14 protein-coding genes are annotated in these 16,430 nt (G+C 47.5%); 1 reads left to right on the top strand and 13 read right to left on the bottom strand.

The annotated features are described in order from the left end of the window. Positions 1 to 139 precede the first annotated feature (139 nt). Positions 140 to 2,899 (top strand): sensor histidine kinase, encoded by a 2,760-nt coding sequence (locus FDF36_RS14015; RefSeq protein ID WP_220391749.1) that lies wholly within the window; start codon positions 140 to 142, stop codon positions 2,897 to 2,899. Between the two features lie 138 nt (positions 2,900 to 3,037). Here FDF36_RS14015 and FDF36_RS14010 read toward each other — a convergent pair whose 3' ends face one another. From FDF36_RS14010 to trkA, 13 genes are all read right to left on the bottom strand, one after another. Continuing rightward, entirely contained in the window at positions 3,038 to 4,477 is a 1,440-nt protein-coding gene (locus FDF36_RS14010; RefSeq protein ID WP_220391748.1) for an NADH-quinone oxidoreductase subunit N, read from the bottom strand. Positions 4,478 to 4,483: 6 nt separating this feature from the next. After that, entirely contained in the window at positions 4,484 to 5,968 is a 1,485-nt protein-coding gene (locus tag FDF36_RS14005; RefSeq protein ID WP_220391747.1) for a complex I subunit 4 family protein, read from the bottom strand. Between the two features lie 12 nt (positions 5,969 to 5,980). Further along, positions 5,981 to 7,891, bottom strand: a complete 1,911-nt coding sequence (gene nuoL, locus FDF36_RS14000; RefSeq protein WP_220391746.1) for an NADH-quinone oxidoreductase subunit L — start codon at positions 7,889 to 7,891, stop codon at positions 5,981 to 5,983. Positions 7,892 to 7,947: 56 nt separating this feature from the next. Continuing rightward, entirely contained in the window at positions 7,948 to 8,256 is a 309-nt protein-coding gene (gene nuoK, locus FDF36_RS13995; protein ID WP_005775579.1) for an NADH-quinone oxidoreductase subunit NuoK, read from the bottom strand. A 9-nt stretch (positions 8,257 to 8,265) separates the two neighbouring features. After that, the gene (locus FDF36_RS13990; protein WP_005775580.1) at positions 8,266 to 8,778 is read right to left on the bottom strand and encodes an NADH-quinone oxidoreductase subunit J family protein; all 513 of its coding nucleotides are present in this window, start codon (positions 8,776 to 8,778) and stop codon (positions 8,266 to 8,268) included. 6 nt (positions 8,779 to 8,784) lie between these two features. Continuing rightward, positions 8,785 to 9,264 carry a NuoI/complex I 23 kDa subunit family protein gene (locus FDF36_RS13985; protein WP_220391745.1) on the bottom strand — a complete coding sequence of 160 codons (480 nt, stop codon included), beginning with the start codon at positions 9,262 to 9,264 and terminating at the stop codon, positions 8,785 to 8,787. Between the two features lie 16 nt (positions 9,265 to 9,280). After that, positions 9,281 to 10,357: an NADH-quinone oxidoreductase subunit NuoH gene (gene nuoH, locus FDF36_RS13980; RefSeq protein WP_122141635.1), complete on the bottom strand. Its 1,077-nt coding sequence runs from the start codon at positions 10,355 to 10,357 to the stop codon at positions 9,281 to 9,283. 35 nt (positions 10,358 to 10,392) lie between these two features. Then, positions 10,393 to 11,985, bottom strand: coding sequence for an NADH-quinone oxidoreductase subunit D (locus FDF36_RS13975; RefSeq protein WP_005775583.1), 1,593 nt, complete (start codon positions 11,983 to 11,985; stop codon positions 10,393 to 10,395). Positions 11,986 to 12,023: 38 nt separating this feature from the next. Further along, entirely contained in the window at positions 12,024 to 12,614 is a 591-nt protein-coding gene (locus FDF36_RS13970; protein WP_032531159.1) for an NADH-quinone oxidoreductase subunit B, read from the bottom strand. Further along, positions 12,605 to 12,955: an NADH-quinone oxidoreductase subunit A gene (locus FDF36_RS13965; protein ID WP_005775585.1), complete on the bottom strand. Its 351-nt coding sequence runs from the start codon at positions 12,953 to 12,955 to the stop codon at positions 12,605 to 12,607. Before FDF36_RS13965 ends, FDF36_RS13970 begins: the two co-directional genes overlap by 10 nt. 150 nt (positions 12,956 to 13,105) lie before the next feature. Continuing rightward, positions 13,106 to 13,483 (bottom strand): hypothetical protein, encoded by a 378-nt coding sequence (locus FDF36_RS13960; protein WP_220391744.1) that lies wholly within the window; start codon positions 13,481 to 13,483, stop codon positions 13,106 to 13,108. Positions 13,484 to 13,616: 133 nt separating this feature from the next. Beyond that, positions 13,617 to 15,068, bottom strand: a complete 1,452-nt coding sequence (locus FDF36_RS13955) for a TrkH family potassium uptake protein (RefSeq protein WP_220391743.1) — start codon at positions 15,066 to 15,068, stop codon at positions 13,617 to 13,619. Positions 15,069 to 15,072: 4 nt separating this feature from the next. Next, complete coding sequence (gene trkA, locus FDF36_RS13950) at positions 15,073 to 16,413, bottom strand: Trk system potassium transporter TrkA (RefSeq protein WP_220391742.1); 1,341 nt, start codon at positions 16,411 to 16,413, stop codon at positions 15,073 to 15,075. Between the last annotated feature and the right edge of the window lie 17 nt (positions 16,414 to 16,430).

Raw genomic sequence — 16,430 nt, 5'->3', positions numbered from 1 at the left:
GTGTATCTTTTCTCTCCCGTAATACTCTTAGAATACCGTTCCTGCAAATATTTAATGCATTCTCTTGATAAAAATGGATAATTTCTTAATTTTGCATGCTTACAGCAGACAAACATATATACCCCTTTAAACTACTTTTATGTATAATGATATCGAACGGTTCCGGCGAATGGCCTCCATGGCACAAATTGGGTGGTGGGAAGCTGATTTTACAGCCGGACACTATATATGCTCGGAATATCTTTGTGATTTATTAGAACTGGAAGGTAACATCATCTCTTTTAAAGACTTCAGGGAGCGAGTGCGTAAGGACTATCAGGAACAGATTGTCCGGGAATTTAACGCTTATATACATAAAGAGTTTTATGAGCAAACTTTCCCGATTCATACCAAAGAGGGAATTGTGTGGCTGCATACGCGCCTGGGAGACAGAGAGGAAATACCGGGAAGGGGAGTGGTTTCATTCGGTATTATACAACGGGTAGAAGCGCCTGATGATTCTTCGGAACCGATTCTGGCACGTATCAATGATTTGCTGTATCGTCAGAATTCTATTTCTCTTTCACTCCTGCGCTTTCTGAAAGATGATAGCGTAGATCTCTGTATTATGGAGATACTGCAGGATATACTCGATCTTTTTCATGGAGGACGAGTGTATATTTTCGAATATGATGAATATTACCGTTATCAGGACTGCACTTATGAAGTGGTGGCGGAGGGAGTGCCGGCGGAGATCGATAGCCTGCAACGCATCTCTACCGACAGTTTGCCCTGGTGGACGAGTCAGACTGTATCGGGTAAACCGGTGATACTGGATTCATTGGATCAGCTTCCGAAACATGCGAAAGCTGAATACGCCATCCTCAGCCGTCAGAACATCAAGTCGCTGATGGTCACTCCGCTGATAGCCGGCGAACATGTATGGGGGTATATGGGGATCGATCTGGTAGAGAATTATCGCAACTGGAATAATGAAGACTTCCAATGGTTATCGTCTCTTGCCAATATCATCAGCATTTGTATCGAGCTGCGTAAAGCGAAAGACGAAGCTGTGCGCGAACGTTCTTTTTTGCGTAATCTGTTCCGCTTCATGCCGATGGGTTATATACGTATGACTATGGTCCGGGATACTGCCGGACTGCCTTGTGATTACCGGATAGTCGATGCCAATGATTTGAGTTCGGAACTCATAGGAATACCTCTTTCCGATTACGTGGGATGCCTTGCCAGTGAGTTGCATGCAGACTTTAAATCCAAGGTGGACTATCTTCTCGATGTGATGGAGGGCAGTGTGCACAAAGAGACTGATGTCTACTTCCATCGCACCCATCGCAGTTCCCATTGCATCGTGTATTCTCCGGAAAAGGACGAGGTGGTTGCTCTGTTTCTGGACTCTACGGAGACGGTTCGTGCCCACAGAGCTTTGGATCGCAGTGAGAAGCTTTTCAAGAATATCTTTGCCAATATTCCCGCCGGAGTGGAGATTTACGATAAGGATGGCTATTTGCTCGACTTGAACAATTGGGACATGGAAACCTTTGGTATAAAAGATAAAGCCGATGCAATAGGAGTCAACTTCTTTGAGAATCCGAATGTACCTCTTGAAATCAGAGAACGGGTACAGAACGAAGACCTGGTCGATTTCAGACTGAATTACTCTTTTGATAGTATAAGTAATTATTTCCGTTCGGATAAGAACAATACAATTGAATTATATACAAAGGTTAGTAAATTATTTGATAGTCAGGGGGACTTTAACGGATATGTCTTAATTAATATCGATAATACGGAACGTATCGATGCTATTAACCGCATCCGTGACTTTGAAAATTTTTTCCTCTTGATCTCGGACTATGCAAAAGTGGGATATGCGAAATTGAACTTGCTCACCAAGCATGGATATGCCATTAAACAATGGTATAAGAATATGGGTGAACCCGAGGATATTTCTTTGTCGGCGGTTGTGGGAGTCTATGATAAGATGCATCCCGAAGATCGACAGAAGGTTCTTGGTTTTTACGAAAAGGTATTGAAAGGTGAAGAGAAAGATTTTCGTAGTGAAATGCGTGTGCTGAAGCCGGGAACCACCAATGAGTGGAATTGGGTTCGTATGAATGTAGTGGTCACTAAGTTTGAACCGGATAACGGGGAGATAGAGATCATCGGCATTAACTATGACATTACCGAACTGAAAGAGACGGAAGCCATGCTTATCGAGGCTAAAGAGAAAGCTGAAACGATGGACCGCCTGAAGAGTGCTTTTCTTGCGAATATGAGTCATGAGATACGTACACCGCTCAATGCGATTGTCGGCTTCTCGGGGTTGCTGGTGGATACGGAAGATCTGGAAGAACGTCGTGAATACATTAAGATTGTACAAGAGAATAACGACTTGCTGTTACAGCTGATCTCTGATATTTTAGACCTGTCGAAAATAGAGGCGGGGACATTTGAATTCACCTATGGCGAGACGGATGTGAATATGCTTTGTGAAGATATTGTCCGCAGTTCCCAGATCAAGGTACCACAAGGAGTTGAGTTGGTTTTTGATCCGCATCCGTCGGAATGCAGCGTGGTGAGTGACCGGAACCGCCTGCATCAGGTTATCTCTAATTTCGTGAACAATGCTTTGAAGTTTACTTCATCGGGCAGTATCCGCGTGGGATACGAAGAAAAAGAAGAGTGCGTGGAGTTTTATGTGCGGGATACGGGAATTGGAATTCCCGCAGGGCAACTGCCTCATATCTTTGAGCGTTTCGTCAAGTTGAACACCTTTATTCATGGAACCGGCCTCGGGCTTTCCATCTGCAAAAGCATCGTAGAGCAGTTAGGCGGAGTCATAGGAGTGGATTCGGAAGAGGGAAAGGGCTCCCGGTTCTGGTTCACCATTCCGAAATAGGGGCTTTCATAGCAAAAGACATTTCACCACAGAGGACACAGAGGACGCAGAGGGAAACCGAAGATATTATTATCCTAATGGATAACGTATCTTTATCTCCTTCTCTGTGTCCTCTGCGTCCTCTGTGGTGAAATATGGTTAAGCAAACTTATCGATTCCCTGATAGATGCAGCTTGCGATACCTAAGGCTATGATGCCCAATGTACAAAGTGCGAGACTTAACTTGGTATAACCGTCACTGCGGAAAGCGGGGATGGGTTCTTCGTTGGGATTGATATACATGGCTTTCACGATCAGCAGGTAGTAGTAGAGTGAAACTACTGTGTTGATCAGGGCAATGAATACCAGTAAATGGAACCCACTGTTGAATGCGGCCATGAAGATGAAGAACTTGGAGAAGAAACCCGCAAACGGAGGGATACCGGCCAGTGAGAACAGGGCAAGTGTCATGATGAATGCCAGTTTGGGATTTGTTCGGTACAGTCCGTTATAGTCGTTTATTTCTACCTTGTTGCTACGTTGCTCCACAATCGAGATAACTGCGAACACACCTAAGTTTGCTGCCAGGTAAACCAGTACATAATAAACCAGGGCGGTCATACCCATCGCACTGCCTCCTATGACACCCAGCATGATGTATCCTGCCTGAGAGATAGCCGAGAATGCCATGAAACGTTTCAGGTTCTGCTGGCGGATGGCAAAGAGATTGGCAATGGTGATTGAGGCAATAGTTACCCAGAACAGTACTTCCTGCCATTGTGCCGTCATCGGTGCAAATACTTTCGTCAGGATGGTCATCAGCACGAAAGCTGCCGATCCTTTGGAGATCACACTTAAATAGGAGGTCACGGCCGTAGGTGCACCTTCGTATACGTCGGCGGTCCAGAGATGGAAGGGGACCAGGGAAATTTTGAATCCCATTCCGGCAAAGAAGAATACGAAAGCCATGACCTGGAGCATATTGCTATTGATGTGTCCCGGCAGATCATTAAAATACAAAGTTCCGGCTGTACCATATATCATTGAGATACCATAAAGCAGCAATGCGCTTGAGAACAAAGCGGTCAGAATGTACTTGGCACCGGCTTCAGCCGAATGATGGCGGTATTTATCAAAAGCTACCAGAGCAGCCATGGGAATACTTGCCATCTCAAGTCCGATGAAAAACATCAGGAAATGTCCCGCGGAAATCATAAAATACATACCCAGCAAGGTAGATAGTGTCAGTACATAAAACTCTCCTTGTTTGATTTTGGTATCTTCACGTTTCAGCCATTCATGGGCCATTAATAATACGATGATTGTACCCACGTTGAGTACTGCCTTAATAATGGTATGCATCGGTGCATATTGATACATTCCTCCGAAAGCTTCGGCCGGTGTTCCCGGAAAAAGATTGATGACAGTGTGAATAGTCATTAAGATAACAGCCGGCAATGTAAGTGACCTGACAGAAGAAGACTTAAGTGTACTTCCTCGTTGGTCAGGGCAGATAATTAAGTCGACCACAAATAAAATAAGGATAACGGCTATCAGTGACAGCTCCTCTCCCATATGTAGAAATTGTGAATAATCCATCTTTGTTTAAGGTATTAAATTTGAAACAACGGGCAATACACTCTCTCCGATCATGTGGCTCACCCAGAAAGGAGCCATACCCAGTCCGGCAACACAAATAATGAGACAGATAACGGCGAAGCGTTCATCCCAAGTTGCGTCTGTCAGTGCCAGGTGATGCTTGTTGGTACAAGTCCCATACAGAATCTTGCCTACCAGCCGGAGGATATAGACCGCAGTAATGACAATGGATGAACAAGCGATAATGGTCAGTGTGCGGTGGAACACATCGAAGTTCTGGAATGAACCGACAAAGATGGTCATCTCGGCTACGAAGCCGCTGAGTCCCGGAAGTCCCAGGTTGGCAAGTCCGGCAATTACATAGCAGACACTGAGGAACGGCATCACTTTCATCAGTCCGTTCAACTCGCGTACGTCGCGGGTATGTGTACGTCCGTATATCATACCGATGAGGGCGAAGAACAATGCTGTCATTAACCCGTGGCTGAGCATCTGGAGCACTGCACCGGTGGCGGCTGTCTGGTTCATCATCAGGATAGCGAAGAGCACCAGACCACAGTGGCTCACTGACGAGTAGGCATTAATATACTTCAGGTCGGTTTGCACACAAGCGCTGAAGGCACCGTATACAACCGATATACCTGTCAGGATCAGGAAGATCCAGCCCAGTTCGTTGGCAGCTTCCGGCATCAGGTACATGGCGATGCGGAAACATCCGTAACCTCCCAGTTTCATCAGTACGCCGGCATGCAGCATGGAGACGGCAGTCGGTGCCGAGGCATGACCGTCGGGGCTCCATGTGTGGAAAGGAAAGAGTGCGCCCAGTACGCCGAATCCCAGGAAGGTGAGCGGGAACCAAATGCACTGTTGTGCAAATGGGATGTTGTGCAGCCGGGCTATTTCGAGAATGTTCATTGTCGTTCCGCCGGCACCGAAGAATATGCCCAGAATACCGATCAGCAAGAAAGCCGAACCACCCATCAACATCAGGGTCAGCTTCATGGCTGCGTATTCCTTGCGTCCCGAGCCCCATACACCGATCAGCAGATACATCGGGATCAACGCGATCTCGTAGAACATGAACATGGTGAACAGATCGATGGAGATGAAGAATCCGAATACTCCCATCGACAGGAGTGTGAACCACAGGAAGTATTCTTTGGTCAGCGGTTGCAGCTTCCAGGAAGCGAAGGTACCGGTGAAAACAATGACGGCACTAAGCAGCAGCATGGCTACCGATATTCCGTCGACTCCTACCGAATAGGATATGTGGAGGGGAGCATACCATACTGTGTCGGCACGGAACAGCATTTCGGCTGTGGCTCCTGCCTGGCGCTCGCCTAAATAAAGGAACGTCAGCACAATACTCAGGATAAGCAACGCTGTACTTCCCGCTACCATCACTCCACGGATGGCTTTAATGCCTTTGGCAAGGTATAACCCGCCAAGCATCAGCAGAGGAATGAGTACGAATAAGGATAAAAAGTTCATATCTTTTGTGCTTTATAAGATTAATATTAAGATCAGTATCAATGCTCCAAGCAAGAATACGTAAGCGTATTGCTGTACGCGTCCGCTTTGCAGTCCCCGTATCTCGTCGCTTGTGGCGTGGGTTCCCCAAGCTATGAAGTTGAAGAATCCGTCTACTACGTGGCGGTCGAACCAAGCGATCGGTGTAGAGATGCAACGGAAGATGATGCGGTGCGTGATGAATTGATATACTTCGTCGATATAGAAACGGTGATAGGCTGCCCGGTGCAGTCCGGCGAACCGTTTGGCAAGTTTATCTGCCAATGGCTGTTGCGGACGCAGGTACATGCAAGTGGCCAGGGCGATGGATGCTACGGCAATTACTACGCTGGTGACGGCCACTGAAGTTTCCAGATGGATGGTATACGATTCACCGTTGGCACTGATGAAATGTCCGAAAGGAATGAAACCGGCCACACAAGTGACGGCAGCCAGGAAGATTAACGGAACAGTCATGGTGAGGGGAGACTCGTGTGGAGTGTGTGCGTCACTTGCTCCATTGCTTGCCGACTTTTGTCCGGGCGTTACGCCGGCCCAGAAAATGCCGTAGTAGAGACGGAACATATAGAAGGCAGTCATAGCTGCGATGACGGTCATTACCCAACCCATCACAGGGCTGTACTGGAAGCAAGCTGCCAGAATTTCATCTTTAGAGAAGAAACCCGAGAACAGAGGGATACCCGCGATGGCAAGACAGGCTATCAGGAAGGTGATATGCGTAATCGGCATGTACTTGCGGAGTCCGCCCATGGCGGACATCTCGTTGGAATGTACGGCATGAATGATGCTGCCGGCACCCAGGAAGAGCAATGCCTTGAACATGGCATGTGTGAAAAGATGGAACATGGCAGCCATATAGCCCAGTCCTCCGTGATGCGGGTCGGAAGAGGTGCAGACACCTAATGCCACAATCATAAAGCCGATTTGTGAGATGGTGGAAAAAGCAAGTACACGCTTGATATCACTCTGTACGCAAGCCACGCTGGCTGCATAAAACGCAGTGAAAGCGCCCACCCATCCGATCAGGTGCAGTACGTCCGGGGCATATTCGATGAAGAGCGGGAACATGCGTGCCACCAGATAGACACCGGCTACCACCATGGTAGCGGCATGAATCAATGCACTGACAGGAGTCGGACCTTCCATGGCATCCGGTAACCAGATGTGCAGCGGGAACATGGCACTCTTGCCGGCACCGCCGACAAACATCAGTCCGAGGGCCAAAGGCAACATACCGGCACCACCGCTCAACATCGAAACTGTGTCGGGAGTGAAGCCGAATGTCCCTCCGTAATATCCGTATAGCAGGATACCGATCAGGAATCCCAGGTCGGCGAAGCGGGTTACGATGAACGCCTTTTTGCTGGCGGCAATGGCTGCCGGGCGGGTATAGTAGAAGCCTATCAGCAGGTAAGAAGATACGCCTACCAGTTCCCAGAACAAATACATCTGGAAGATATTGGTTGCCACTACCAGTCCGAGCATCGACATGGTGAACAAGGATAGGAATGCGTAGTATCGCTGGAATCCCCGTTCACCTTTCATATAACCGAAGGAGTAGATATGTACCATCAGGCTGACAGTGGAGATCACGATCAGCATCATTACCGAAATAGGGTCGAGCAGGATGCCCAGGTTGAATGTCAGTGTCTCCGTAAACGGAAGCCATTCGAAGTTATAAGGAATGAGCGTGGCGAACGTTCCGTCCGCCAGGCGGGGAGCCGAAAAGTATTGTATGGCCGTGATGTACGAAAGTACGGTCACCGCTGCCAATACCAGCGTGCCAATGGTGCCCGCTGTCCGGTGGCTCATCCACTTGCCTCCTATCCCTGTTGTCAGGAAGGAGAGGAAGGGGAGAAGAAGAATCAGAATTGTATATTCCATAATCTATCTGTTGTTGTATATTATACTATGTTTATACTGCAGGAGGTATGCTCTGCCTACCATTTTAATTCATCGAGATTCTTTACCTGTATACTGCGTATATTGCGGTAAATATTAATCATGATGGCAATGGCGATAGCCGTTTCCGCAGCCGAGATGGCGATGGAGAACAGGGCAAAGAAGTATCCTTCCAGTTCTCCGGGGAAAAGGAAACGGTTGAATACGGCAAAGTTGATATCGGTCGCATTCAGCATCAGTTCCACAGAGATCAGGATTGCAAGTGTGTTGCGCCGGGTGAAGAATCCGTATATTCCTGCAAACATCATGATGGTAGAAACCACCAGATAATATTCCATGTGTATCATCATATCTTTCTATCTTTTACGTGCAATTAATAATCCGCCTACGATACAAGCCAGCAACAATATGCTGACTGCTTCGAAAGGCAATACATATCCATATTTGCCGCTGCTTAGCAGTGCATGCCCGATGGTCTTGATACTGATTTCTACCGGTTCCGGATCGCTTGTCGGTACGAATTTGTGGGTCAGTGTGATAAAGAGCACCAGTGCCGCGCCTACTATGGTCGTGGCGAGTCCCGCCAGGAATTTACTCCGTTTCAGGTGAGCCGCCCGGTCACCTTCTCCACTCGTCAGCAGGATGGAGAATACGTAGAGCACCACAATACCTCCGGCATAGACCATGATCTGTACCGATCCGAGGAAAGTATACCCCAACAGAAAGTAGATGCCTGCTGTGCCGAAAAGCACAAACAGCAGATAGGTGGCCGAACGTACGATGCGTTGTGTAGTCACCGTCAGTATGGACATGGCAATGATGAACACTGCCAGAAAGTAGAATACTACTGTTTCAAGTGTAAGTCCCATATTCTTTTATTCTTTTTTCTTTTCGATTACTTTACTGCCTTCGTGATTGAGCTGCAGGATGAGCTTGCTCCGGTCGAATACGGCATGCTCAAATACCTGGTCGAAGGTGATTGCGTCGTGCGGGCAGGCATTGACACATAGCTGGCAGAAGATACACGAGCCGAGGTCGTACTCATACTTTGCCAGTATTTTCTTCTTTTTACCCTCTTCCGTTTCAACGGTCTCACTGGTCACTTTGATGGTATTGTTCGGACATGCCATCTGGCACAGTCCGCAGGCCACGCAGCGATGCTCATTGTTTTCGTTGTGAGGCATGGTCAATGTACCGCGGAAACGGTCGAACATCTTGAGTTCTGCACGGTTTTCCGGGTATTGTTCGGTTACTTTCTTCCGGAAATACACCTTGATGGTGGTTTTCATACCCGTCAGCAGGGAGCCGATGCCTTGCATCAGGCCACCTAAATATGTATATTCTTCATTCTTCATTTTTCAGTCCTCCGGGTTAGAAGTGCAGTCCGAAGACTACGATTAATACCATGATTACCAGATTGACCATCGAAATGGGCACCAGATATTTCCATTCCAGATTCAATATCTGATCAATGCGCAGACGTGGAAAAGTCCACTTGATCCACATCAGCAGGAATACCACGAAGAATGCCTTGCCAAAGAACCAGATGAAGCCCGGGATGTAATCCATTACGGCATTGAATCCGTCCAGACCGACGATATGCAACGGCATCCAGCCTCCGAGGAAGATGGTGGAAGCTACGGCGGCTACGATAAACATATTCAGGTATTCGGCCAGATAGAAGAATCCGAAGTGCATACCCGAATATTCGGTATGGTAGCCCGCTGTCAACTCACTTTCCGCTTCGGGAAGGTCGAACGGGCCGCGGTTACATTCTGCGTTTCCGGCTATCAGGTAGATAATGAAGGCGATCACCGCCGGGATGTGTCCCTTGAATATAAACCATCCGTTGGCCTGGCTCTCTACGATTTCAGAGAACTGCATGGTACCCATCAGTACCACCATCGTCAGGATACTGAGTCCCACGGACAGTTCGTAGCTGATGATCTGTGCACCGCTTCGCATGGCACCGATCAGTGAGAACTTGTTGTTCGAGCCCCATCCGGCCAGCAGGATACCTACCACACCGATGCTCGAAGCCGCCAATAGGAAGAATACACCCACGTTGAAGTCCAGCACTTCCAGCCCCTTGCTGATGGGCAGGCAGGAGAAGGTGAGAAACGAAGCGATAATCACCATGAACGGAGCCAGGTTATAGAGGAATTTATCCGAGTGTTTCAGCTCGATGATTTCTTTGGTCATCATCTTGAGCACGTCACAGAGTACCTGGATGCTTCCCCACTTTCCTACACGGTTCGGTCCCAGACGGCACTGGAAGAAACCGCACACCTTACGCTCCATATAAATAAGGAGAATGGCAAGTATGGCGTACAGGGCCACAATGCACACCCCGATTACGACACATTCAATGAATACAGCCAGCCCCTCCGGCATGACGGAGGTCAGCGTCTGGTGTATCCAGCTTGTTATTATACTAAAGTCAAACATATGCTATATTTACGATTAGACGATTTACTATTTACTTATCTGTCGATATCCGGCACCACATAGTCCAGCGTTCCGCCAATGGCGATCAGGTCGGCAATCTTGGCTCCCCGGCAGATGGTATCGACAGCCGAAACCAATGGCAGTCCCGTCGAACGGTAATGCAGGCGGTAGGGGGTCTTGTCTCCGTGGCTCTCGAGGAATACCCCGAATTCACCTCGGCTGCCTTCGACAGCAGTGTAGTAACTTCCCTCCGGCACCCGGATGATAGGTTTCATCTTCTCCTGTATCGGTCCTTCCGGAATGTTGTCTATCAACTGTTCGATGATGTTCAGACTTTCCATAATTTCATCCATACGTACCATGTAGCGGGCAAAAGAGTCACCTTCGGTGTAAACGATCTCTTTAAAATCCACTTTGTCATATACACCATAAGGCATACGTTTGCGCACATCGCATGCCCATCCGCTGGCACGGCCCGTACCACCGGTGCATCCGAAGGAGATAGCATCTTCGCGGCTCAGTACGCCTACACCTTTCAGGCGCTGCCGGGCAATGACGTTGCCGGTAAATACGTCGTGATATTCGTGAATGATGCCACGCATGTAGGGGATGAATTTTTTCACTCTCGGGATGAAGTTCGGGTGTAGATCCGCTTGTACCCCACCAATAGTATTATAGTTCATAATCAGACGTCCGCCACAGGTCTCTTCGAACATGTCCAGAATCATCTCACGGTCACGGAAACCGTAGAAGAAAGCGGTCAGTGCTCCCAAGTCCATCGCGAGGCACGAATAGAACAGCAGGTGGGAGTCGATACGCTGAAGTTCGTCCATAATGGTACGGATGTACTTCACACGTTCGCTGACTTCGATTCCCATTGCCTTTTCGATGCACATACAAAGGGCATGGCGGTTCTGGTGTGCTCCTAAATAATCGAGCCGGTCGGTCAGTGCAAGGGTTTGCGGGTAGGTGAGGCTTTCGTTCATCTTCTCAATTCCCCGGTGGATGTAGCCGCAGTTGGCATCGAGTTTCCTGATGGTTTCGCCTTCAAGCGATACGCGGAAACGCATTACTCCGTGGGTGGCCGGGTGTTGTGGTCCGATATTGACTACATATTCACGGTCATCAAAGATGACATTCTCCTGGGTTTGGTAAGTTCCGTCCGGGTTCAGTTCTATTTCCTGCGTGGTGTCATAGGTCTCTTCATTATCCATACGCAATGGGTTATCCTTTTCCGGATTATTATCTTTACGCATCGGATATCCTACCCAGTCGTTACGCAGATAAAGGCGTCGCATGTCGGGATGTCCGATGAATACAATGCCATAATAGTCGAATACTTCACGTTCGTTGAAGTCAGCCGCTTTCCAGATGTCACTGACGGAAGGGATTTCCGGAGTTTCGCGGTTATCTGTGGATGTTTTTACAGCGATGCGTTCGCCGGTTACGGTTGATTCCAGATGGTAGACTACTCCAAGTCCCCGGGTTACGTTCGGTGCGTCGCCTTCCTCTGCCACTCCCCAGTCCATGCCTGTCAGGCTTTCGAGAAAGTCCATCTGCTTTTCGTTACGCAGACGCAGCATCTCGTCGTGTAGTGCTGCGGGTTCTATGTATTTTATTTCTTCCATATTTTAATGATTAATGCGAATCTGTGATGCATCTGGGTTTATTCCTTCTCAGGTTTCTTCTCTTTCCGGTTTACTCCTCCGAAGAATTTTTCTATCTTCACTTTGCGTTGCAGTTGCATCATGCCGTAATAGAATGCTTCGGGACGGGGCGGACATCCGGGAATGTATACATCGACCGGAAGAATCTTGTCTACTCCGTTTACCACATGATAGGACTTGCGGAACGGACCGCCGCTCACTGCACATCCTCCTACGGCAATCACATATTTGGGATCTGCCATCTGATCATACAGACGCTTCAGTACCGGGGCCATTTTATTGGTGATGGTTCCGCATACCATAATCATGTCGGCCTGTCGCGGGCTGGCACGGGCTACTTCAAACCCGAAGCGGGCCATGTCATAACGCGCGGCACCCAGTGCCATGAATTCGATACCGCAACAGCTGGTTGCGAAAGTAAGCGGCCACAGCGAGTTGCTGCGTCCCCAGTTGATAAGATCGTCAAGCACTCCCACGAAGACGTTGGCTCCGCCTTCATTGAGTTCTTTGACCATCTTTTCCAACGATTCGTTATCGATGAAGTCTTCATAGGGGATAGACTTTATTTTGGGCTTTTTCATTATTTCCATTCCAGTGCTCCTTTCTTCCAGGCATAGGCAAGGCCCAGAACCAACACAACTAAAAAGAAGAGAATACTAATTAATCCTTGGGGTCCCAGATCGCGGGCAATCACTGCCCAGGGAAACAGGAATACCGTTTCGACATCGAACATCAGAAACAGGATAGCAAACAGGTAGTAACCTACGCGGAACTGCATCCATGATTTACCGCGTGTAGGGATACCACATTCATACGCTTCGAACTTTTGCGCATTATACGATCGTGGTGAGATAGCGTTTGAAAGGGCTATCACCACACCGACAAAGGCAATTGCGGTCAGCAGAACGACAACTAACAATGTAAAATTCATAATCCAATAGTATGTTTAGATTGAATAATCTGAAAGATGCAATAAATCGTCACACCTCTGAGTGACAACTGATTGAAAAAGGGTTGATAGCTACAGGGCACAAGTGAATCTGTTCACAAATGGCATCGCTGTTCATAGCTTGTAGCTTTCCTAAATAATGATTTTCCTTAATCCGTAGACATAGTAGGTCAGTGGATCCGACGGATTGTATGTATGTGAATAGATTGAATGATCTGATAAGGGATTATTTCTCATTCTGTATTTATGGAAGACCGTTTCGGGACGGATAAAGCTTTTATCCGTTGGTACATGAGAAATATCTGCATGCCCCATTTCGCAGGGCATGATGGTACAATAAAAATGGAATCGCTCCAGAATGTTCCGGTTTGCAGGAGTGGCTTGTGAAATAAAACATTCGTCCTGATCCGGATCTTCTATTATATAAGAGGTATTTGCCGCCTTCATCGTTACCGAATGAAGCAGCACGGCAAGCACTATCAGTATATAATATTTTAAGCTTTGTTTCATTTCTCTTCCTTAAACGGTTGCAAATATAGAATTTAATTTCATCTCTTTTGCAAACTCCATGTGACAAAAAAGGTTTTTTAATAAATCATATATTGTTCTATATTATACAACAAATGAGGTTATCCTCTTGTTTCTAATTCCTTTTCCAAAAATCTGAACTGAATAAAAGCAGTACGGTAAACAGCTCGAGACGTCCCAGCAACATGAGGAATGACAACAACCATTTCGCCAGATCGGGAAGTCCGTCCCATGAATAGGCCGGACCGCAACTTCCCAGTCCCGGTCCCATATTTCCGATACTTGAAATCACCGTACCGATAGATTCTGTAAAACCTACTCCCATTGCCAGCATCAACAATACGCTGAGAATGATGATGACGGCATAGATGAATGAAAATGCCAACACCGTTGACAGGATGGCAGGAGAAATGACCTGTTTGTTCACCCGTACCGGAAGCACGGCATTCGGATGTACGATGTGTTTAAATTCATTTCGTGATACTTTGGCCAGAATTACCATGCGGATGCATTTCATACCTCCCGTAGTACTTCCGGCACAGGCACCTATCAGCATGATGACAGTCAGGGTGCCCCAAAGTACCGGTACCCATTGCATATAGTCGGCCGTCACGAATCCGGTAGAAGTATGAAGCGAAGCTACCTGGAAGAAAGCTTTACGGAATGATTCTTCTGCGCCCATTGAAGTAGTACGGTAAAGTACCGCTGCGATGAATCCGGTAAAGATAATCACTGACATGACGTACCATTTCAGTTCGGCATTCTGGAATACCTTCTTCAGCTTGCCGGTAAATAATAATAGAAGCAGTGTAAAGTTGATTCCGGACAGGAACATAAAAATGCCTATTACATATTCTATATAAGGTGAGTTGTAGTAGGCTATACTGTCTTGTTTAGTGGAATAACCTCCTGTACCTGTGGTGGCGAACGAATGGCAGATACTGTCAAATAATCCCATGCCGCCGAATAACAATAGAATCACTTCAATGGCTGTCAGTCCGGCATAAATCGTCCATATCCATTTGGCCGTCACGCCGATGCGGGGGTGCACTTTGTCGTAAGTCGGTCCGCTGGCTTCGGCTGCGAAAAGCTGTACACCGCTTACACCGAAAATGGGCAGTACGGCAATGGTAAAAAAGACAATGCCCAATCCGCCTATCCACTGTGTCATGCTTCGCCAGAAGAGAAGTCCGTGGGGCAGCGCCTCAATGTCGTTGAGAATGGTGGCTCCGGTACTGCTGAATCCGGACATCGTTTCGAAAAAAGCATTGGTTATACTTGGTATATAATGGCTGAGATAGAACGGGAGCATTCCGAATAAGGAAAACACGACCCATGCTACACTGACAATGACATATCCGTCGCGGCGGTTGAGTTGTTTTTCGGCTCCTTTGCCAAAGGCCAGCAGAAGGATGGCAACTAAAGTAGTCAATCCTGCCGATAACAGGAAACTGCTCAGGTCATCCTCGCGGTATATCAGCGAAACACCTGCGCAGCAAAGTAACAGCCCGGTTTCTATCAGTAAGAGAAAACCTATAATGCGGTATATCATTTTAGAGTTTATCATACCATCAATTAAAGTACTTTTCTATCTTCTTGATCATCATACTAAGACAGAATACAACGACGTGGTCACCTGCCTGGATAAGAGTATCACCCGTAACCAATATACCTTCTCCGTTGCGGATCAGACCACCGATGGTAGTTCCTTTGGGTAGTCCCAGGTCTTTCACTTTGTTTTTGGTGATTTTTGCGTTTTCCGGTACGGTGAATTCCGCTACGTCTGCATTGGCAAAGGTCAGACATTTCACGTTCGACACGTCTGCATCCAGCATCATCTGGTAAATGTGGCTGGCAGCGATCATTTTTTTATTGATTACCGTACCGATATCCAGACTTTCGGCCATTCCGATATAATCGATATTTTCGACTTCGGCCACTGTCTTGCTTACTCCCATGCGTTTGGCAGCGAGGCAAGCCAGGATGTTAGTCTCCGAGTTGCCGGTCAGAGCCACGAAAGCTTCCGTGTTTTTTAAACCCTCTTCAATCAATAAATCCATGTCCCGTCCGTCTCCGTTTATGATCATGATCTTGTCATCGAGTAACTCTGTCAGGCGATTGCAACGGTTTATGTCGTTATCCACGATTTTCACTTGCATATAATCCGGTACATATTGCGCCGTACGGACTGCGATGCGGCTGCCACCCATAATCATCACATTGCGTACGTCGGCATATTCTTCTTTTCCGGCAATTTTTCGGATATAAGGTATGTACTTCCGGGTAGTGGTGAAGTATACAATATCGTGTAGTTTGATGGTATCGTCTCCACGAGGGATAATGGTTTCTGTACCCCGTTTGATGGCTACTACGTGATAGGGAATATCCGGCGCACCCAGTTCGGCCAGTGTGACATTCAGTATTTCGGCTTTTTCGCGCATCTTTGTACCGATCAGAATGAGTGATCCTCCGCAGAATTCCCACCATTGGCGCACCCAGCTCATACGCATGGACGATACGATCTCCTTGGCAGCCAGCATTTCCGGATAGATAAGTGAGTCGACACCCAGTTTCTGGAAGAATTCTTTGTTCTTTGGCAGCAGGTATTCGTAATTGTCGATGCGGGCTACTGTCTTTTCAGCTCCCAGATTGGTGGCAAGCATACATGCGGTCATATTCCGGCTTTCGTCGGGAGTGACAGCGATAAAGAGGTCCGCCTCTTTGATGCCTACCTCTTTCAGTCCTGATATGGACGAAGGAGAGGCCGTAACAGTCATCAGGTCGAAGTTGGAACTAAGCGTACTGAGTTTCTCTTCGTCATCGTCCATCAGGATGATGTCCTGTTTCTCGCGTGAGAGTAATTTAGCCAAATGGGTGCCTACAGCTCCGGCACCAGCAATAATTATCTTCATTGTGATTGCAAATTGCG

The sequence above is a fragment of the Bacteroides fragilis genome, from assembly GCF_019583405.1.
GTDB lineage: Bacteria > Bacteroidota > Bacteroidia > Bacteroidales > Bacteroidaceae > Bacteroides > Bacteroides fragilis_B.
The sequence above is the reverse complement of the archived record's forward strand: the minus strand, read 5'-3'. Positions and strand labels throughout refer to the sequence as shown.